This is a genomic window from Helicobacter pylori (assembly GCF_003637685.1).
Taxonomy (GTDB): Bacteria; Campylobacterota; Campylobacteria; order Campylobacterales; family Helicobacteraceae; genus Helicobacter; species Helicobacter pylori_CJ.
In genome coordinates this window covers 367574-387627 of the sequence record NZ_MVWW01000001.1, presented here as the reverse complement: position 1 = coordinate 387627, position 20054 = coordinate 367574, and the positions used below count along the sequence as shown (strand labels likewise).

The 20054-nt window shown below is 39.3% G+C and carries 19 protein-coding genes and 1 pseudogene; 8 read left to right on the top strand and 12 right to left on the bottom strand.

The window, feature by feature from the left end; genetic code table 11:
- The first annotated feature begins 54 nt into the window (after nt 1–54).
- Both EAL44_RS07940 and EAL44_RS01910 read left to right on the top strand, forming a co-directional pair.
- Nucleotides 55–214: pseudogene (locus tag EAL44_RS07940) on the top strand (glycosyltransferase family 8 protein).
- On the top strand, nt 195–1253 hold the full coding sequence (locus tag EAL44_RS01910) for a glycosyltransferase family 8 protein (protein WP_240448866.1): 1059 nt from the start codon (nt 195–197) through the stop codon (nt 1251–1253). Before EAL44_RS07940 ends, EAL44_RS01910 begins: the two are co-directional and overlap by 20 nt.
- A 14-nt stretch (nt 1254–1267) precedes the next feature.
- Here EAL44_RS01910 and EAL44_RS01905 read toward each other — a convergent pair whose 3' ends face one another.
- Nucleotides 1268–2482: an Mrp/NBP35 family ATP-binding protein gene (locus EAL44_RS01905; RefSeq protein ID WP_121074095.1), complete on the bottom strand. Its 1215-nt coding sequence runs from the start codon at nt 2480–2482 to the stop codon at nt 1268–1270.
- On the opposite strand from EAL44_RS01905, the gene EAL44_RS01900 reads away from it, so the two are divergent.
- Nucleotides 2471–5635, top strand: coding sequence for an AAA family ATPase (locus tag EAL44_RS01900; protein WP_121074092.1), 3165 nt, complete (start codon nt 2471–2473; stop codon nt 5633–5635). The two genes, EAL44_RS01905 and EAL44_RS01900, sit on opposite strands and share 12 nt — an antisense overlap.
- Nucleotides 5636–5708: 73 nt before the next feature.
- Nucleotides 5709–6092 carry a hypothetical protein gene (locus EAL44_RS01895; protein ID WP_000473908.1) on the top strand — a complete coding sequence of 128 codons (384 nt, stop codon included), beginning with the start codon at nt 5709–5711 and terminating at the stop codon, nt 6090–6092.
- A gap of 731 nt (nt 6093–6823) precedes the next feature.
- On the opposite strand, the gene EAL44_RS01890 is transcribed toward EAL44_RS01895, so the two are convergent.
- From EAL44_RS01890 to EAL44_RS01845, 10 genes are all read right to left on the bottom strand, one after another.
- Nucleotides 6824–7126, bottom strand: a complete 303-nt coding sequence (locus EAL44_RS01890) for a hypothetical protein (RefSeq protein ID WP_001894580.1) — start codon at nt 7124–7126, stop codon at nt 6824–6826.
- A 41-nt stretch (nt 7127–7167) separates the two neighbouring features.
- Nucleotides 7168–8160 carry a ketoacyl-ACP synthase III gene (fabH, locus tag EAL44_RS01885; RefSeq protein WP_121074089.1) on the bottom strand — a complete coding sequence of 331 codons (993 nt, stop codon included), beginning with the start codon at nt 8158–8160 and terminating at the stop codon, nt 7168–7170.
- 24 nt (nt 8161–8184) lie between these two features.
- The gene (gene plsX, locus EAL44_RS01880) at nt 8185–9204 is read right to left on the bottom strand and encodes a phosphate acyltransferase PlsX (protein WP_162970321.1); all 1020 of its coding nucleotides are present in this window, start codon (nt 9202–9204) and stop codon (nt 8185–8187) included.
- Nucleotides 9205–9281: 77 nt separating this feature from the next.
- Nucleotides 9282–9428, bottom strand: coding sequence for a 50S ribosomal protein L32 (rpmF, locus tag EAL44_RS01875; RefSeq protein WP_000290431.1), 147 nt, complete (start codon nt 9426–9428; stop codon nt 9282–9284).
- A 15-nt stretch (nt 9429–9443) separates the two neighbouring features.
- Complete coding sequence (locus EAL44_RS01870; protein WP_078272261.1) at nt 9444–9800, bottom strand: hypothetical protein; 357 nt, start codon at nt 9798–9800, stop codon at nt 9444–9446.
- Nucleotides 9801–9824: 24 nt separating this feature from the next.
- Complete coding sequence (gene ndk / locus EAL44_RS01865; protein WP_121074082.1) at nt 9825–10238, bottom strand: nucleoside-diphosphate kinase; 414 nt, start codon at nt 10236–10238, stop codon at nt 9825–9827.
- A 66-nt stretch (nt 10239–10304) separates the two neighbouring features.
- Nucleotides 10305–11462, bottom strand: coding sequence for a methionine adenosyltransferase (gene metK / locus EAL44_RS01860; protein WP_121074079.1), 1158 nt, complete (start codon nt 11460–11462; stop codon nt 10305–10307).
- A gap of 65 nt (nt 11463–11527) precedes the next feature.
- Nucleotides 11528–12538: a UDP-3-O-(3-hydroxymyristoyl)glucosamine N-acyltransferase gene (lpxD, locus tag EAL44_RS01855; protein ID WP_121074077.1), complete on the bottom strand. Its 1011-nt coding sequence runs from the start codon at nt 12536–12538 to the stop codon at nt 11528–11530.
- Entirely contained in the window at nt 12538–13371 is an 834-nt protein-coding gene (gene fabI, locus EAL44_RS01850) for an enoyl-ACP reductase FabI (RefSeq protein ID WP_121074074.1), read from the bottom strand. The genes lpxD and fabI overlap by 1 nt, the downstream gene beginning before the upstream one ends.
- A gap of 9 nt (nt 13372–13380) precedes the next feature.
- Entirely contained in the window at nt 13381–14085 is a 705-nt protein-coding gene (locus EAL44_RS01845; protein WP_121074071.1) for a triose-phosphate isomerase, read from the bottom strand.
- Between the two features lie 212 nt (nt 14086–14297).
- Between EAL44_RS01845 and EAL44_RS01840 the strand changes: the two genes are divergently transcribed.
- From EAL44_RS01840 to clsC, 4 genes are read left to right on the top strand one after another with little or no spacing between them, the layout of a single operon-like run.
- Nucleotides 14298–15065 (top strand): fumarate reductase cytochrome b subunit, encoded by a 768-nt coding sequence (locus EAL44_RS01840; RefSeq protein WP_121074068.1) that lies wholly within the window; start codon nt 14298–14300, stop codon nt 15063–15065.
- Nucleotides 15066–15074: 9 nt separating this feature from the next.
- Nucleotides 15075–17219 carry a fumarate reductase flavoprotein subunit gene (locus EAL44_RS01835; protein ID WP_121074066.1) on the top strand — a complete coding sequence of 715 codons (2145 nt, stop codon included), beginning with the start codon at nt 15075–15077 and terminating at the stop codon, nt 17217–17219.
- The gene (locus EAL44_RS01830) at nt 17212–17949 is read left to right on the top strand and encodes a fumarate reductase iron-sulfur subunit (protein ID WP_121074063.1); all 738 of its coding nucleotides are present in this window, start codon (nt 17212–17214) and stop codon (nt 17947–17949) included. The genes EAL44_RS01835 and EAL44_RS01830 overlap by 8 nt, the downstream gene beginning before the upstream one ends.
- Before the next feature lie 16 nt (nt 17950–17965).
- Nucleotides 17966–19474, top strand: coding sequence for a cardiolipin synthase ClsC (gene clsC / locus EAL44_RS01825; RefSeq protein ID WP_121074060.1), 1509 nt, complete (start codon nt 17966–17968; stop codon nt 19472–19474).
- Between the two features lie 5 nt (nt 19475–19479).
- Here the strand turns inward: clsC and EAL44_RS01820 are convergent, their stop codons facing one another.
- The gene (locus EAL44_RS01820; RefSeq protein WP_000890445.1) at nt 19480–20013 is read right to left on the bottom strand and encodes a TIGR00645 family protein; all 534 of its coding nucleotides are present in this window, start codon (nt 20011–20013) and stop codon (nt 19480–19482) included.
- Between the last annotated feature and the right edge of the window lie 41 nt (nt 20014–20054).

Genomic DNA, 20054 nt, shown 5'->3' with positions numbered 1-20054 from the left:
ATTACAAATCACCCCCTTTTTAGCGGGTTCAATTTAAAGATTTAAGGACTGCGCATGCAAGAGATTATCCCTATTGTGGTGGCTTTTGATAATAATTATTGTATCCCTGCTGGTGTGAGTTTGTATTCCATGCTAGCGCACGCCAAACGAGAGAGAGAGAGAGAGTAAAACTCTTTTATCAAATCCATTGTTTGGTGGAAAATTTAAGCGCTGAAAATGTAGCCAAATTAGAAGAAACAATCGCTCCTTTTAGCGCTTTTTCCAGCATAGAGTTTTTGGATATTTCTAATAATAACGCACCCAAAGAAGAAACAAAAAAGAACCAAGCCGCTAAAAGCGATCATTATCAAAACATTGATCCAATAATAGCCAATAAGATTGAAGAGTTATTCACAAAACTCAGCGATTTTTCGCAAAAACGCTTTTCTAAAATGATCATGTGCCGTTTCTTTTTCGCTTCCCTTTTCCCCCAATACGATAAGATGATCATGTTTGATGTGGACACTTTGTTTGTGAATGATATGAGCGAGAGCTTTTTTATCCCCCTTGAAACGCATTATTTTGGGGCTGTGAGGGAAAAAGATTTGATCGCTATGAACAGGAATTCGGCTAAGGATTTATACGAATTACGCCAAATGCACGCAAAAACTATCGGCGTTGCTGACGCTTTCCCTAATTTAGAAGAAGCGCAAATCCTTTTTGACAATTACTTTAACGCAGGGTTTTTAGCCTTAAATTTAAAATTATGGCGTGAAGAAAATCTGGAAAACCAATTGATTGGATTTTTCCTTTTGAAAAATGAAAAACTTTTATTTAACGATCAAGATGCTTTGTGTTTTGTGTGCCGTTATAGGATTTTGGAACTGCCTTATTCATACAATGCCCACCCCAGTTTCCTTGATACGCCCTCATTCCCTAGCTTTAAAGAAGCGCGCATGCTGCATTTTTGGGGCGATAAACCATGGAAACTCTTAAGCGTCATTGGCGCGAAAAAATGGCATGAAGTATTGATTGAAACGCCTTTTAAAGACGCCTATTTTAACGCTCCCTTTTTAGATCACCTCTTTGAATCCCTTCAAAACAAAGACAAAGAAACCCAAGAAATCCACGCTTTCAATAAAGCCTTATCCTTTTCAGACAAACGGTATTCTTTTGAATTCCTTCTGCCTAGGCTTTCTTCTAAACTCCTTGTAGGATTTTTGCTTTTTAAGATCAAACAAAAAGTGAAGCGATTGGTTAAAAGGGTTTTTTAAAACCCTTTTCAAAACTAGTGCGAGTAGGCATGCGTTTGCGTGGGCTGGATGTCCTTGTTATCGGCTAATTTTTCCTTTTCTACTTTGTCTAAAAATGCGCTTAAATCCTGCGCCATTTTTTCAAAAATCTTAGCGCTCACGCTATCAGGGTGAGAGATCACAATCGGTTCACCCTTATCCCCCCCTAAACGCACTTTAGGCTCTAAAGGGAGCTTGGCTAAAATCTGCGTGTGATAAGCCTCTAATAATCCACTCATGGAATTTGAGCCAAAAATCTCACTCTCTTTCTTGCAATGCTCGCACACAAAACTCCCCATATTTTCTACAATGCCCGCAATAGGAATGTGTAGTTTCTTGAACATGTCCAAACTCCGTTTAGCGTCATCTAAACTCACTATTTGAGGCGTGGTAACGGTGATTCCTGCGCTCAAAGGCACGGCTTGGGCTAGCGTGAGCTGCGCATCGCCTGTTCCTGGGGGCATATCCACCACCAAAACATCTAAATCCCCCCAAATAATATCGCTTAGCATCTGCTCAATCGCTCGCATGAGCATAGGCCCTCTCCAAATAAGGCTCTGCCCTTCATCATACAAAAGCCCCATGCTCATCACAGAAACGCCAAAAGCTTTTAAAGGAATGAGTTTTTTACCGCTAGGATCCATGATCACTTCAGCGTTTTGCAAGCCCATCATTCTAGGGATATTAGGCCCATACACATCAGCGTCCAATAACCCCACTTTTTGGTTTAAATTCGCTAAAGCGATGCTTAAATTCACGCTGGTGGTGCTTTTACCCACACCGCCCTTACCTGAGCTTATCATGACCACATGCTTGATGTTTTTGGCCAGATTTTTGGTAGCGGGCTTTGGGGCTTGCGGTTTAGGTGGGGTTTTAATATCCAAATTCAAAGCTTTCACGCCTTTTTCTTGCATCGCTTTGGAGATATTTTCCCTTAAAATCGCGCTCGTTTCTTCAGAGCTTGAGGGGATTTCTATTAAAAGCCCTAATTGATCGTCATGCAAGGTGATGTTTTTAACAAAACCAAAGCTGACAATATCCTTTTCAAAATTAGGGTAAATGATCGTTTTTAACGCGTTTAAGACATCTTCTTGGGTGAGCATTTTAATCCTTAAAATGATAGTATTTGAATTTTCTTTATAGCATGTTTTGTTTAATTTTGCATCATCAATTAAATTTGTGTTTTGAAAGGATAGGGCATGGAATTTTATAAGCGTGTTTTGAAATTACACCATTTTAGGAATTTGGGTAGAAAATCGCCCACAGAATTGCTTTTAAATTCAAGTTTTGATGAAAAACATGGGGGGTTGGTGGTTTTAGTGGGGGAAAATAATGTCGGCAAAAGCAATGTTTTAGAAGCTTTGAAAATCTTTAATGATGCGGATATTAAACTTTGTAGTGAAGAAGATTATTTCAAAAACCATGAAAAAGATTCCCTTTTAAGTTTAGAAGAAAAGACAATCCTTGATCATAAAACCACAAATTTTTCTTGCGTGGATTTAAAAATTCAATCTAAGGAAGTTAATAAGGGATTAAAAGAATTATCAAAAACGCTGATCAGCTACCCTTTTGAAAAACATGTAGAAGCTTTAGGGGAACAATGTAGCAACAGCATTTATATTCCCACTAACAATAACGACTATTCAAATATTTGCACTCTTGTGAGTGATTTTATAAATCTTATAGCTTCTTACAATTCATTAGAATCATTTTTAGATTTTTATAAAGATAAATTAAAATTGAGCGAGCTTGTAACCAAATATGCCGATGCAACCAACAATCTGCTTTTCAAAGAATTAATCAAACATGTAAGCGGTAATAGCGAAGGGATTAAAAATTTTTGTCAGTGCATCAAAGAAATCATAAAGCGCAATACGCCTGATAAAAAATACAACACAGATGAATTTTTTGTCATGGGGCAACACAAACAAAACCAATTAGAAAAAATTTATTCTCATTTTAAAAAACTTAGTGAAAAAGAAATCAAACCAAAAGATGTGGAATATATCTTAAAAAAGCTAGAAGCTTTAGATGAAATTTTTAAAACTACTGACTCTAATACAAAATTCACACCAAAAACTGAAGCTCTATTAAATGAACAATCTCAAGAAAAATTATCAGAGTTTGTCAAAGAGATGATTGAAAAAATAGACGAAAAATACCCCATCAATGAAAAATTTAAACAGCAATTTAGAACATTCCGGTTAAATATAGGCAACCTTAAAAAGAAAATTAAAAATTCTTTAAAATACCTTGAAAAAACAAGAGAGGATTTTGAGCGAAAAAAAGAATCATGGATAAAAGAAATTGAAAATGACTGCAAAAATCAAAAAACGCTAGAGTTTAATTATGATGTTTTGCTGGATAATATTGAACAAATATGCAAAAAATATATAGCAAGTCATGCCGTTAATGATGTGTCTAAAGATATGAAATCCATGATGTGTCAGTTTTATTTGAAACAGATAGATTTACTATTAAATTCAGAAATTGTGCGACACAAATACAATATTTTTTATGAATCAGCAAGAAAATCTCTTTGGGAGAATATAAAAACTTTAGATGAAACAAGCAACGCTCGTTTATTCCCTAAAAATATTGATGAAATCAAGGATAAATTTGAAACAAACAAGGAAAAATTCAAACAAAGCAAAAACTATTCTGAGTTCGCAGAATATTGCCGAGAGTGTAACCCTTATATAGCGTTTCAAAACTTAAAAAATAAAGTTCAATTCCCTTTAAGCGGTGGTTTATCTTATAAGTCTTACAAACTCGTGCCAACCATGAAAGAATACAAAGAGCCAAAAATCACAGATAACGACTTTAAGGCTGTATTATTTACTTGCATTGATTATTCTTCTCTTTCTGAATTTGACCAATGGGATTGGTTCTTTAGAAATTCATTATTTAGGAAAATGGACTTTCACCCTAATGCAATTTGGAATTTTTTTGGGAGCATTTTAAGAGATGGTCAAGCGTTAGAAATAATAATATTTGACAAAAATAATGATTTAGTAATCTATAATTCTGAAAAATCGTTCAATATCCCTAAAAAATACTTGCAAGAAATAGACCAAGAATCACTAAAAGAAATCAAACGATCAAAATATCTTTCAACTGAAGTAAAAGGCGAATGCGATAACAATGTATGTCAATTTGAATTTTTTAAGAATGACACAAGCCATCTTTTATTTAAAGTAAATTTTACAGAAATATTAGAAAATATTGCAGAAATCTTGGAATACAACATGCAATTAAAAATAGATTCTTTAATTACAAAAGAATTTAACAGGCTTTTAGCGATCGCTGAAGATAGCCCTCAAGATAGTTACCAGTTAAAAATTCATGTCCGACACAATAACAAATTTTATGATTATTCAAAGAAATCTACGGCATATGAAATAAAACTTGAAATTCATGATTGCAGAAAATCTGATAATCAAAATGAGCCAATTATCTTAAGCCAGCAAAGCACCGGCTTCCAATGGGCGTTTAATTTCATGTTTGGTTTTCTCTATAATTGGGGATCACATTTTAGCCTTAACAAGAATATTATCTATGTCATGGACGAGCCAGCCACTCATTTGAGCGTGCCAGCCAGAAAGGAATTTAGGAAGTTTTTAAAAGAATACGCTCATAAAAATCATGTTACTTTTGTTTTAGCCACCCATGACCCCTTTTTAGTGGATACGGATCATTTAGATGAAATAAGGATTGTAGAAAAAGAAACAGAAGGCTCTGTAATCAAGAATCACTTTAACTATCCTCTAGACGATGCGGGCAGAAACTCCGACGCTTTGGATAAAATCAAACGCTCTTTAGGGGTGGGTCAGCATGTTTTCCACAACCCCCAAAAACACCGAATTATTTTTGTAGAAGGCATCACGGATTATTGTTATTTGAGCGCTTTTAAATTGTATTTCAATAAGCATGATCCACAATACAAAGACAACCCCTTTTATTTCACTTTCTTACCCATTTCAGGGCTTAAAAACAATCCAAACGCCATGAAAGAAACCATTCAAAAACTTTGCGAGTTAGACAATCACCCTATTGTTTTGACAGATGATGACAGAAAATGCGTTTTTAACCAACAAGCAACGAGCGAACGATTTAAAAAAGCTAATGAAGATTTGGACAATCCCATCACCATCCTACAACTCTCAGACTGCGATAGGCATTTCAAACAAATTGAAGGTTGTTTCAGCGCAAACGATAGAAAAAAATACGCTAAAAATAAGCGAATGGAATTGGCCATGGTGTTCAAAACAAGGCTTTTGTATGGCGAAAAAAACGATGCGGTGAGCGAAGAAACAAAAAAGAATTTTCTATGCTTATTTGAATGGATAAAGAAAAGAGTGTAATAACCCAACGATTAAAAAAGAATATATCAAATTTGATTATAATACCCCACAAATTATTATTGAAAGGATTTTGATGTTTAAAAAAATGTGTTTGAGCTTGCTAATGATAAGCGGTGTTTGTGTGGGGGCAAAGGATTTGGATTTCAAGCTGGATTATCGCGCGACTGGGGGGAAATTCATGGGGAAAATGACGGACTCTAGTCTTTTAAGCATCACTTCTATGAACGATGAACCGGTGGTGATTAAAAATCTTATTGTCAATAGGGGAAATTCATGCGAAGCGACTAAAAAAGTAGAACCCAAATTTGGCGATAAGTTTAAAAAAGAAAAACTCTTTGATCATGAATTAAAATACTCGCAACAGATATTTTACCGCCTAGATTGCAAGCCTAACCAATTGTTAGAAGTTAAAATCATCACGGACAAGGGCGAGTATTACCATAAATTTTCCAAATAAAAATTTGGTTTTTGTTCTAATGGGGTGTTGGGGATAAAATTTAAAAATGCTAAAAGTATTTTTTAATATAAAAGTTTTCGTAGCAAACGATAGCTTCTTGTAATGCGGTATTATGGGGTTAGGGGGGATTTAGTTGGGGGGTTAAAGGGATATTAAAGCGCAAAATATCCCCCTATCCCTTTAAAAGTTTGCCATAAAATAAAGCAACCAAAGCCCCCTTTTTTAAAAAAACAGACTAAAGAATATTAATTTCTATATTAGGTTCTCAATTGGTTGTTGGTTGAGTTTTTGGTTGAGACGCTACTAATCATTGGAAGAATTGGGTTCAAAAAAATATAAAAAATAACAAAAGGATGAATATAACCGACTATTATAATAGTCAGTTATTTATCTTATAAAATTAAAGAAAGTTATATAACCTAGCTCAGATAAGATAAATATTAAAGCGATAACTGGTCCAATTATATAAGGAAAAAATATTATTATAGTAACTAGAATAGAGCCGAGATATTCAACGAATTTATACCATATTCTACTAAAAAACCATCACCCTCAGCTTCATCGTCATCAGTATCGACTTTAAACGCCATTATAGTAGCTCTAATAGCTGTTAATACTAACCCAATAATAACAATAGGTATTAAAATAACTACTAGCTCCTAATCCTTATCTGTCTTTTACTTTAAAAATAATTTCTGCTATAAGAAATAAAATCCCTAAAGAAACCCCTTTTATGGAGTCCCTTTTTGAGCTTGCTCTAAAGCCATTTGCGCATGCTTGCAATCCTTTTTAAAAGACTTCGTAATAAAATTAACCTTAAGCGTCGAATCAAAGGCTTCATGGCATTTTTTAAGCTTGTGATCGCGCTCTTGCGGGTCTTGCAAGTAATATTTCACTGAATGCACAAAACTGAAATGAAACCCCATAGGAGGGATACGACTCTCTGGAGTGCCTTCACAAAAATCGCTGCAATAAGTGCTTTGCGACTTTAACCCCCCCAACACCACTAAAAATAAAAAAATCACCTTTTTCATCAATACTCCTTCAATATTTTTCAATACTCCTTTTATCTTTTTTATCCGCCAAAATACACCAACGCTGAACCCCAAGTCAATCCCCCACCAAAAGCGTCTAGAAGCATTAAATCGCCCTTTTTCAAACGCCCCTCTTCATAAGCTTCACACATGGCCATAGGGATACTGGCTGCTGAAGTGTTGCCGTATTTATGCACGGTTAAAACCACTTGCTCATCTTTAAAATCCAAATGCTCCCGCACCGCTTGGATGATCCTAAAATTAGCTTGATGCGGAATAAACAAACGCACATCCTCAGGTTTGAGAGCGTTTTTTTCTAAGATCATTTCCACATCTTTTAAAAGCGTTTTCACCGCTAGTTTAAACACTTCATTGCCTTTCATGCACAAAAAAGGCTCTAAAGCTTCTTCTTTAGCGTTAAAGGGCGTGGGTTTTAGAGTCCTTGGCGTATAAAGATAATTAGAAAAATTCCCATTCGCTGAAATCTGCACGTCTAAAATGCTTTCTTTTAAACGTTTGGTTCTGCCTATCACGCACGCCCCAGCCCCATCGCCAAACAAAATACAAGTCCCCCTATCCTTAAAATCCAACACGCTGCTCGTTTTTTCCGCCCCCACAATCAGCACATTTTCATACATCCCGCTTTCCACATAAGCTTTAGCCACTGACAAGAGGTAAATAAAACCCGTGCAAGCGGCTGAAATATCAAACGCCGGCTTGTTTTCAATGCCTAATTTCGCGCTCAACACGCAAGCGGTTGAAGGCATGGCCAAAAAATCAGGGCTTAAAGTCGCTACAACCACTAAATCAATGTCTTTTGGGGTTAAATGCGCTCTCTCTATGGCCTGTTTAGCTGCTATCACCCCTAAATCGCTGCTTTTTTCTCCAGCGCTAGCGAAACGGCGCTCTTTGATACCAGTCCTTTTTTCTATCCATTCATCGCTGGTATCCAAAAATTCTTGAAACGCTGCATTCTTTATGCATTCGCTTGGAGCATGCATCGCAATGGATTTAAGAGAGGCGTAAAATTCCATTCAATCCCCTTAACATAGTCATCTTTAAGCGTCTTGTTGATCGCTTTGAGGCACAAAAGCGCTAGGCTTCAAACTCTCAAACGCCTTGGTGATCCTCAAACAAACCTGACTTTCAACAGCGCTAATAGCCTGATAAATCGCGCATTCAATCGCTCTAGCGTTACTCTTGCCATGGCTAATGATCACGCTTTTATTCACGCCTAAAAGCGGTGCTCCCCCATACTCAGCGTAATCGGTTTTTTGCCTTAAGGTATCAAACGCATTCTTAAGCATCAAAGCCCCTATTTTAGATTTAAGACAACTCTTAATCTCGTCTTTAAAAATAGAGCCTATCGCGCTAGCGACCCCTTCAGTCGTCTTTAAGACCACATTCCCCATGAAGCCATCGCAAACCACCACATCCACAACCCCTTTGAAAATATCGCTCCCCTCCACATTGCCATAAAAGAAGTCATAAGCTTTCAGCATTTTATGCGTTTCTTTAACGAGCATGTTCCCTTTAATATCTTCTTCGCCATTACTCAAAAGACCCACCTTAGGGCTGTCATAATGCAACACGCTTTTAGCGTATTCATACCCCATAAGAGCAAAATCAATCAAATATTCAGGCTTGCAATCCGTGTTCGCTCCTGCGTCTAACAGCACGCTAGGGCGTTTGCCAACGCTAGGCATCAAAGTGCAAATAGCAGGCCTTTCAACCCCCTTGATACGCCCTAAACGCAAGGTGGCTAATCCCATAGTCGCCCCGCTATGCCCCGCTGAAATCAAAGCGTCAGCCCCGTTTTTCAAAATATCCATACCCAAGTAAATGGAAGATTCCTTACGCTTAATCGCCTCAGTAGCGGCTTCTTCCATCTTAATATAATCTTGCGTGTGGATCATTTCCACTTTGCTGGCTAACTCTTTAGAAATAAAAGGGGTCGCTTTGTCTTTATCCCCCACTAAAACCGCACTAAAACTCTTATTCTCTAAAGCCCTTGAGACTCCCTCAACAATGGGTAAAACCCCATGATCAGCCCCCATTAAGTCTATTACAATTTTCATCATGCGTCCTTAAAAGGCTTGTTGCAATCCGTTGCAATCCTTTAAAATACTTTCTATCACTAAAGATAGCTTTTATATTAGTATTCTTTAGTAAATTTGTTAATATGGTGGGGAAGCTTCCAAGTGCCATCTTTGGCTTTCACAGGCTTAGCTAACTTAACGCTATAATGCGTACGCCTTTTTGCCGCTCTTGTCTTACTCACTCTTCTATCAGGTACTGCCATAAATTCTCCTTCATTTCAATCTGCGTAATGGTAGTCTAATTTAATAGACTCCACTTCGGAGCGTAAAATTTCGCTCAAATCAATAAAACCATTGAAAGATTCAATAACATCTAAATTATCAAAATCCAAACTTTGGCTTTGCGTATCCCACAACCCATCTGAAATATGCAAAACCAACGACTCATCAAGGCTTTTTTTAAACTCTTTACCGCTTGTATCGCAAATAAGCATCAATTCACCCTTAAGGCACGCTTTCAAGCGAAACAATTTCGCCCCCACCCGCACAACTTCGCCCTCTAAAACCACTCCCTCATGCTCTAAAGAAAACGCTTTAGGCGCATTAAAAGCGATTTTACGCATTTCAAATTGCATGCTTATTTAAAACGCCCTTAAATTTTAAAGATCCCTAGCGGCAAAAAAGAAAGCGATTTCATTGTGCGCGCTTTCCAAGCTATCGCTCCCATGCACCGCATTAGCGTCAATGCTTTCAGCAAAATCCGCTCTGATAGTGCCTTTTTGAGCGAGTTTGGGATCAGTCGCTCCCATAAGATCTCTGTTTTTAGCCACCGCGTCTTTGCCCTCTAAAACCATAACCACCACCGGACCACTGACCATAAACTCTATTAAATCTTTAAAAAAAGGTCTCTCTCTGTGGATCGCATAAAAGTTTTCAGCGTCTTTAACACTCAAATGCAAGCGTTTCATAGCAATGACTTCCAAGCCGTTACTCTCAAAGCGATCAATGATTTTGCCTACCACTTTTTTCTTAAGCGCATCCGGTTTAATAATAGACAGCGTTCTTTGTTTCAATTTAAACTCCTTGTGAATTGTTGATTATACAAAAATTTTTTAAAATATTACCCTTAAAATATTTTTTTAACGCTTAAAGAACGCTTTAATCTCCTCAGCTTTGTTGGTTTTTTCCCAAGTGAATGCCTCCAATTCGCGCCCAAAATGCCCATAAGCTGAAGTGAGCGAATAGATGGGTCTTAATAAATCCAAGCTTTCAATAATGCCTTTTGGCGTGAGTTTGAAAACCGATTTCACGCATTTTTCCAACTCCGCGCTTGAATACTTGCTCGTGTTATGCGTGTTCACATAAATAGACACAGGCTCTATCACCCCAATCGCATAAGCAAGCTGCACGGTCGCTTTATCGCAAACCCCACTCGCTACCAAATTTTTAGCCACATAGCGGGCCGCATAAGCCGCGCTCCTGTCCACTTTGCTAGGGTCTTTCCCGCTAAACGCTCCCCCGCCATGCGGGCAACTCCCCCCATAAGTGTCCACGATGATTTTTCTGCCCGTCAAGCCCGCATCGCCTTGCGGCCCACCGATAACGAATTTTCCTGTGGGATTGACAAAAAACTTGATATTGTCATGCAAATATTCTTTGGGTAAAACCTTATACACGATCTCTTCAATCACAGCCTCTTTTAAATGCTTTTGCGAAACTTCTGGGGAATGTTGGGTGGAAATGACAATCGTATCAATGCTTACAGGCTTGTTGTTTTCATAACGCACGCTCACTTGAGACTTGCCATCAGGCCTTAAAAAAGGCAGAGTGTTGTCTTTTCTTTTTTGAGCTAGAGCGAAAGTGAGCTGGTGCGCTAAATGAATGGGTAAAGGCATGAGCGTTTGAGTCTCTTTGCATGCATAACCAAACATAAGCCCTTGATCCCCTGCCCCAATCTCGCCATCTTCTCTATCCACGCCTTGATTAATATCAGGGCTTTGCTCGCCAACGCCATTCAAAACCGCCGCGCTCCTGTAATCAAAGCCATAAAGAGCGTCTGTATAGCCAATCTTTTTAACCACTTCTCTTGCAATCTCTTGCATAGGGGCATAAACAGAAGTTTTTAACTCGCCGGTGATCATGCAAAAACCATTAGAAACTAAAGTCTCGCATGCGACTTTGGCTTTTTGATCCCGCTCAATAATGTAATCTAAAACCGCATCGCTGATTTGATCGGCCATTTTATCAGGATGTCCCTCGGTTACTGATTCAGAAGTGAAAAGAAAACTATCTTTCATTGATTGTCCTTATTTAAAATAATCATTCGTATTCAAAATGGGCTTATTATAGCTTATTTCATTCTTTAAGACTTAAAAAACCCTTTAGCTTTTTGCAACAAACTCGTTTTTTGCTGTTTCCTGAAATTCGTTCGTAAATGAGCCAGGAAATGGTGCCATTCATGGATTTCCATAGCAGGGATCGCTCCGGCAAAATTAGTGTTAGGGGGCAAGTCCTTGCCCACCGCGCTTTTACCCCCAATTTGAGTGAATTCACCCACATGCAAATGCCCCCCAATGCCCACTTGACCGCCAAAAACCACATTACGGCCTGTGGTTGTAGAGCCGCTCAAGCCCACTTGAGAAACGACGATGCTGTGCTCGCCTAAAACGCAATTATGCCCGATTTGAACCAAGTTATCAATCTTAACGCCCTCTTTAATCAAAGTCTCGCCAAACACCGCCCGATCAATCGCCGTGTTAGCGCCAATTTCTACATTTTTTTGGATCCTAACAATCCCCACATGCTCAATTTTGACATGCTCTCCTAAAGCGGTGTGCGCATAACCAAAGCCATCGCCTCCGATCACGCTACCCGCATGGATAGTAACATTGTCTTCTAAAATCGTGTTTTGATACAAAATCACACGAGGATACAAAACGCAATTTTTACCGATTTTGACCCCATCAGCGATCACCACACCCGGATAAATCAAAGAGTTTTCGCCAATTTCTACGCCCTCTCCAATCATCACATTAGGCATGATCGTTACTTTTTCAAAATGTTTAGGCTCGCTAACGCTTTGTGGGTTTTTAAAAAAAGGGATTTTAAAGGCATGCGAAGCTTTGGCAAAGGCTAAATGCGGGTTATCCACGATTAAAGCTTGCATGCGTTTTGGCACTTTAGAAGATTCTTTTTTACGGATAAATACCGCCCCAGCTTTGGAATCTTTTAAAAGTTTAAGGTAACGCGCTTGATCAACATAGCTAATATCATTAGGCGTAGCCTTATCCAATTCCGCTAAGGCATGCACTTCAAAATCGTTTGAAAATTCCGTTTCAATAGAATAGGCGCTCAACAATTCGCTTAATTTCATCAATACCCCTTATTGTTCTGCAAATCCCACAACAGCGTAGCTTTATTATCTTTTTCTTCCACAGCCCCCATGCCCATGACATGATAGCCGGCATCCACAAAATGCACTTCCCCACTCACGCCACTAGACAAGCTAGAGAGCAAATACATCCCGGCATTGCCCACTTCTTCTAAACTCACATTTTTCCTTAAAGGGGCGTTGATTTCATTCCATTTTAAAATCATCCTAAAATCAGCGATCCCGCTAGAAGCGAGCGTCCTAATAGGCCCAGCTGATAGGGCATTCACCCTTATATGGTGTTTGCCTAAATCCACCGCTAAATAACGCACCGCGCTCTCTAGGGCCGCTTTAGCCAACCCCATCACATTGTAATGCGCCATGTATTTGGTGCTGCCCAAATAGCTTAGAGTCAAAACAGACGCTCCGTTATTTAATAAAGGTTTTAGGGTGTTTGTCAGCTCTATTAAAGAATAAACAGAAATTTCCATAGCGGTATTAAACGCGCTTTTAGAAGTTTCCAACAAGCTCCCTTCTAAAGCCTCTTTAGGGGCAAAGGCCACGCTATGAACGATAAAATCCAATGAGCCTAAATCCTTTTTAACGCTATTGTATAGCGACTTGAAATGCTCTTCTTTGCTCACATCTAATTCATACACATAGGGGCTATTCAATTCCTGCGCGATAGGCCTCACGCGCTTTTCTAAGCTCTCATTCAAATAAGTGAAAGCCAAAGTAGCCCCTTGATGGAAGCAAGATTGAGCGATCCCATAAGCGATGGATTTATTATTCGCAACCCCTACAATAAGCCCTTTTTTACCTTTTAAAAATCCCATGATTTTCCTTTATAAAAATGAAATGATTGTTTTAAAATTTTCTAATTCCAAAGACGCGCTCCCGATCAACAAGCCATCCACGCTATCAATCCCTAAAATTTCTTTAGCGTTTTGCACATTCACGCTCCCCCCATACAACAAGGGCGTTTTTTGATTTAAGATTTGTTTTAAAAAACCATGCGTGAGATAAATATCTTCTAAAGAAGCGCTTTTTTTGGTGCCAATCGCCCAAATAGGCTCATACGCCACAATTAAATTGGAATAATTAAGATCAATATTTTCTAATTGCTCGCTTAAAAATTCCTTTACAGCCCTAAAACCCTTTTCTCTGGTCGTTAAATCTTCTCCAATACAATAGACAATTTTAAAATTTTTATTTTTAAAAAAATCAAACTTTTCTTTCAAAAAACTAGGGCTTTCCTTTAAAAGCGCTCGCCTCTCACTATGCCCTATTAAAAGCGTGTGGATTTTTAATTCTTCTAAATGCTTTGAAGTGATTTCACCGGTAAAAGCCCCATAATCCTTAGGGTAAGCGTTTTGCGCTCCTAAAGTGAAATGCAAAAACGAATTAGGCAATAACCCCAAAAAATCAGGGAATACAAACACCCTATCAAAATGCTGCGGTTTTAAAGTTTTTTCTAATTCTTTTAAATACGCATGGCTTTTAAAAATAGGCATAGCGGATTTAAAATTAGCCATGGCAATTTTTGTCATTGAATGATCCTTATTTTACAGGTGGTCTATTCCTTATTATATCTAATAGCGTTTAAAAAATGTAAATTTTAAACAATAGCCCCCTTGAATTGAATTTTTCCTCAATTTAGGTTTTGTTTATAAGAAAAATTATTTCAAATGTAGTAAAATTAAGGCAGTGTTTTTGCGTCAAGCGATTTTAGGTTAATTTTGAGTTTTTAGGAGCAGTTTTTATGCAACAAGAAGAGATTATAGAGGGTTATTATGGCACTAGCAAAGGGCTTAAAAAGAGCGGTATTTATGCTAAGCTGGATTTTTTACAGAGCGCTACGGGCTTGATTTTAGCGCTCTTTATGATAGCGCACATGTTTTTGGTCTCAAGCATCTTGATTAGCGATGAAGCCATGTATAAAGTGGCGAAATTTTTTGAAGGGAGCTTGTTTTTAAAAGCAGGCGAGCCGGCTATTGTGAGCGTGGTTGCAGCAGGAGTTATTCTTATTTTAGTCGCGCATGCTTTTTTGGCGTTGAGAAAGTTCCCTATCAATTACAGGCAATACAAGGTTTTTAAAACCCATAAGCATTTGATGAAGCATGGCGATACGAGTTTGTGGTTTATCCAGGCCTTAACCGGGTTTGCGATGTTTTTTTTAGCGAGTATCCACTTGTTTGTCATGCTCACAGAGCCTGAAAGTATCGGGCCTCATGGCTCAAGCTATCGTTTTGTCACGCAAAACTTTTGGCTTTTGTATATTTTCTTATTGTTTGCCGTAGAATTGCATGGCTCTATTGGGTTGTATCGCTTAGCGATCAAATGGGGGTGGTTTAAGAATGTGAGCATTCAAGGCTTGAGAAAAGTCAAATGGGCGATGAGCGTGTTTTTTATTGTTTTAGGGCTTTGCACCTATGGGGCTTACATTAAAAAAGGTTTAGAAAATAAGGACAATGGCATTAAAACCATGCAAGAAGCCATAGAAGCTGATGGGAAATTCCACAAAGAATAAGGGTAGAAAATGAAAATAACATATTGTGATGCGCTAATTATTGGAGGCGGATTGGCCGGGTTAAGGGCTAGTATCGCATGCAAACAAAAGGGTTTAAACACCATCGTTTTAAGCCTAGTGCCTGTCAGGCGTTCGCACTCTGCAGCCGCTCAAGGGGGCATGCAAGCGAGCCTTGCGAACGCTAAAAAAAGCGAGGGCGATAATGAAGATTTACACTTTTTAGACACGGTTAAGGGGAGCGATTGGGGGTGCGATCAGCAAGTGGCTAGAATGTTTGTAACCACTGCCCCTAAAGCCATTAGGGAATTGGCCAGTTGGGGGGTGCCTTGGACTAGGATCAAGAAGGGCGATAGGCCTGCGGTCGTCAATGGTGAGCATGTTACGATCACTGAAAGAGACGATAGGCATGGTTATATCTTAAGCCGTGATTTTGGCGGCACTAAAAAATGGCGCACATGCTTTACGGCTGACGCCACAGGGCATACCATGCTTTATGCGGTCGCTAATGAAGCCTTACACCACAAGGTGGATATTCAAGACAGAAAGGACATGCTCGCTTTCATTCATCATGATAATCAATGCTATGGGGCGGTGGTAAGGGATTTGATCACCGGCGAAATTTCAGCGTATGTTTCTAAAGGCACGCTTTTAGCTACCGGAGGTTATGGGCGCGTGTATAAACACACCACTAACGCCGTGATTTGCGATGGAGCCGGGGCCGCAAGCGCATTAGAAACCGGCGTGGCTAAATTAGGCAACATGGAAGCGGTGCAATTCCACCCTACCGCTTTAGTGCCAAGCGGGATTTTAATGACTGAAGGTTGTAGGGGCGATGGCGGTGTTTTAAGAGATAAGTTTGGCAGACGCTTCATGCCCGCTTATGAGCCGGAGAAAAAAGAGCTTGCGAGTAGGGATGTGGTCTCAAGGCGGATTTTAGAGCATATCCAAAAAGGCTATGGAGCTAAATCGCCCTATGGGGATCATGTGTGGTTGGATATTGCTATTTTAGGGCGTAACCATGTGGAAAAAAATTTAAGGGATGTGCGCGATATTGCCATGACTTTTGCCGGCATTGATCCGGCTGATAGCGAAGAGCAAACCAAAGACAACATGCAAGGAGCGCCTACTAATGAGCCTGAATACGGCCAAGCGATGGCTAAACAAAAAGGCTGGATCCCCATAAAACCCATGCAACACTATTCTATGGGTGGGGTTAGGACAAACCCTAAAGGCGAAACCCATTTAAAAGGCTTGTTTTGCGCGGGCGAAGCGGCATGCTGGGATTTGCATGGGTTTAACCGCTTGGGGGGCAATTCCGTGAGTGAAGCGGTGGTCGCTGGCATGATCATAGGGGATTATTTCGCATCGCATTGTTTGGAAGCGCAAATTGAAATCAACACGCAAAAAGTTGAAGCCTTCATTAAAGAAAGCCAAGACTATATGCATTTTTTGTTGCATAATGAAGGCAAGGAAGATGTGTATGAAATTAGAGAGCGCATGAAAGAAGTCATGGATGAAAAGGTGGGCGTTTTTAGAGAAGGCAAAAAATTAGAAGAAGCCCTTAAAGAATTGCAAGAACTCTATGCACGCTCTAAAAACATTTGCGTGAAAAACAAGGTTTTGCACAATAACCCTGAATTAGAAGACGCTTACCGCACCAAAAAAATGCTCAAACTCGCGCTTTGTATCACTCAAGGAGCGTTACTGCGCACCGAAAGTAGAGGGGCTCACACAAGGATTGATTACCCTAAAAGAGACGATGAAAAATGGCTTAATCGGACTTTAGCGAGCTGGCCTAGTGCTGAGCAAGACATGCCTACGATTGAATACGAAGAATTAGATGTGATGAAAATGGAAATCAGCCCTGATTTTAGGGGCTATGGCAAAAAGGGCAATTTCATCCCCCACCCCAAAAAAGAAGAGCGCGACTCTGAGATTTTGAAAACGATTTTGGAATTAGAAAAGCTTGGAAAAGACAGGATAGAAGTCCAGCATGCGCTCATGCCTTTTGAATTGCAAGAAAAATACAAAGCCAAGAACATGCGTTTAGAAGATGAAGAAGTCAGGGCTAGGGGGGAACATTTGTATTCTTTCAACGTCCATGATTTATTAGACCAACACAACGCTAACCTAAAAGGAGAACACCATGAGTGATAATGAACGAACGATTGTAGTTAGGGTGTTAAAATTTGACCCTCAAAGTGCGGTGAGTAAGCCGCATTTTAAAGAGTATCAGTTGAAAGAAACGCCATCCATGACGCTCTTTATCGCTTTAAACCTCATTAGAGAGCATCAAGATCCGGATTTGAGTTTTGATTTTGTGTGCCGCGCTGGGATTTGCGGCTCTTGCGCGATGATGGTTAATGGGAGACCGAGGCTAGCTTGTAAAACCCTAACTTCCAGTTTTGAAAGCGGGGTGATTACGCTGATGCCCATGCCTAGTTTTACGCTCATTAAAGATTTGAGCGTGAATACCGGCGATTGGTTTTTGGATATGACTAAAAGGGTGGAGAGTTGGGTGCATTCCAAAGAAGAAGTGGATATTACTAGACCGGAAAAAAGGGTTGAGCCTGATGAAGCCCAAGAAGTCTTTGAACTAGACAGGTGTATTGAATGCGGGTGTTGTATCGCTTCTTGTGGGACCAAACTCATGCGCCCTAATTTCATTGGAGCTGCTGGCATGAACAGAGCCATGCGTTTTATGATTGACAGCCACGATGAAAGAAGCGATGACGATTTTTATGAATTAGTCGGCGATGATGATGGTGTTTTTGGGTGCATGAGCTTGATTGCTTGCCATGACACTTGCCCTAAAGAATTACCCTTGCAAAGCAGTATTGCCACTTTGCGTACTCGAATGTTGAAAGTGGGTAAAAGCCGCTAATTTCTTTGGGTCGTTTTTGAAAATCTTTTTAGTTTTTTTAAGCGTCTTTTTTTTTAATGGGTGTTTTGGGTTAGTCTATAAGACTCCCATTTCAAGCCCCCCTATCTCTTATGACCCCTACACTACCACCATTGGGAGTTTGTATGCTAAAAATTTGAAAGAAAACCCCAACCATAGTGCGGCCATTCTTTTAGAAGACGGCTTTGACGCTTTGTTGCACAGAGTGGGTCTTATTAGAATGAGCCAAAAAAGCATTGACATGCAAACTTATATCTATAAAAACGACCTTTCTTCTCAAGTGATCGCTAAAGAACTTTTAAACGCGGCCAATCGTGGGGTAAAAGTGCGCATCCTTTTAGATGACAACGGGTTAGATTCAGATTTTTCAGACATCATGCTTTTAAATTTCCATAAAAACATTGAAGTGAAAATTTTTAACCCCTACTATATCCGCAATAAAGGCTTGCGTTATTTTGAAATGCTTGCGGATTATGAACGCATTAAAAAACGCATGCACAACAAGCTTTTCATCGTGGATAATTTCGCTGTCATTATAGGAGGGCGCAATATTGGGGACAATTATTTTGATAACGATTTAGACACGAATTTTTTAGATTTAGACGCTTTGTTTTTTGGGGGGGTTGCTTCAAAAGCCAAAGAAAGTTTTGAACGCTATTGGAGGTTCCACCGCTCTATCCCTGTTTCATTATTAAGAACCCATAAAAGACTCAAAAACAACGCTAAAGAAATCGCCAAGCTCCATGAAAAAATCCCTATCAGCGCTGAAGACAAAAACCAGTTTGAAAAAAGAGTCAATGATTTTATAGAACGCTTCCAAAAATACCAATACCCCATTTATTATGGGAATGCCATTTTTTTAGCCGATTCACCCCAAAAAATTGACACGCCCTTGTATTCGCCCATCAAAATCGCTTTTGAGAAAGCCCTTAAAAACGCTAAAGACTCCGTTTTTATCGCTTCATCGTATTTTATCCCAGGCAAAAAGATGATGAAAATCTTTAAAAATCAAATTTCTAAGGGGATTGAATTGAATATCCTTACCAATTCCCTTTCATCTACTGATGCGATAGTGGTCTATGGGGCGTGGGAAAGGTATCGCAACCAATTAGTGCGAATGGGCGCGAATGTCTATGAAATACGAAACGATTTTTTTAACCGCCAGATTAAAGGGCGCTTTAGCACCAAACATTCCTTGCACGGCAAGACGATCGTTTTTGATGACAATTTAACGCTTCTAGGGAGTTTTAATATTGATCCGCGCTCTGCATACATCAACACTGAAAGCGCGGTTTTGTTTGACAACCCGTCTTTTGCTAAAAGAGTGCGTTTGTCGCTTAAAGATCATGCCCAACAAGCATGGCATTTGGTGGTGTATCGGCATAGAGTGATTTGGGAAGCTACAGAAGAAGGCATCTTAATCCATGAAAAAAACTCGCCTGACACTTCCTTCTTTTTGCGCTTGATTAAAGAATGGTCTAAAGTCCTTCCTGAAAGAGAGCTTTAAAACTTTTAATGCCCTTTATTTTGCGAAAAAGCGATGTTATTGGTAACAGCGGCTAAAAGCGCTGAACACACAAACACCAAATGGATCACCACTTGCCAAAAAATGGGGTTATGCGATAAGGGCGTATCTTTAGGAATGCTAGATAGAACGTCTTCTAAACTCATGTAGCGTTTGAGCAAAAAAATCGCTGAAATGGCTACAATGGAAAGGGAAACCTTTAATTTTAAAGCGTTGAAATCCGTGTGTTTTAGCCAAGTGATTTCGCTGGCATCCACCTTGTCTAATTTAGAAACAAAGCTTTCATAACTAGCGAGCAACACCATCAAAACAAGCCCAGCCATAAACAACAAATCCACTAAACCTAAGGCTGATAAAACCAAATCCGTTTCACTAATGGTGTCTAAATGGCTGAGCATGTGCCACAACTCTTTCATGAACACATAGCCTAAAACCACCAACACTAACGACATGGCAATGCATAAAGGGGCTAGCAACCAACGAGTGGCAAACAACACTCTTTCAATCAATTTTTCTAGCATGTTCAAACTCTTTTTTTAGGATTATTTTTAAACCCTTGATT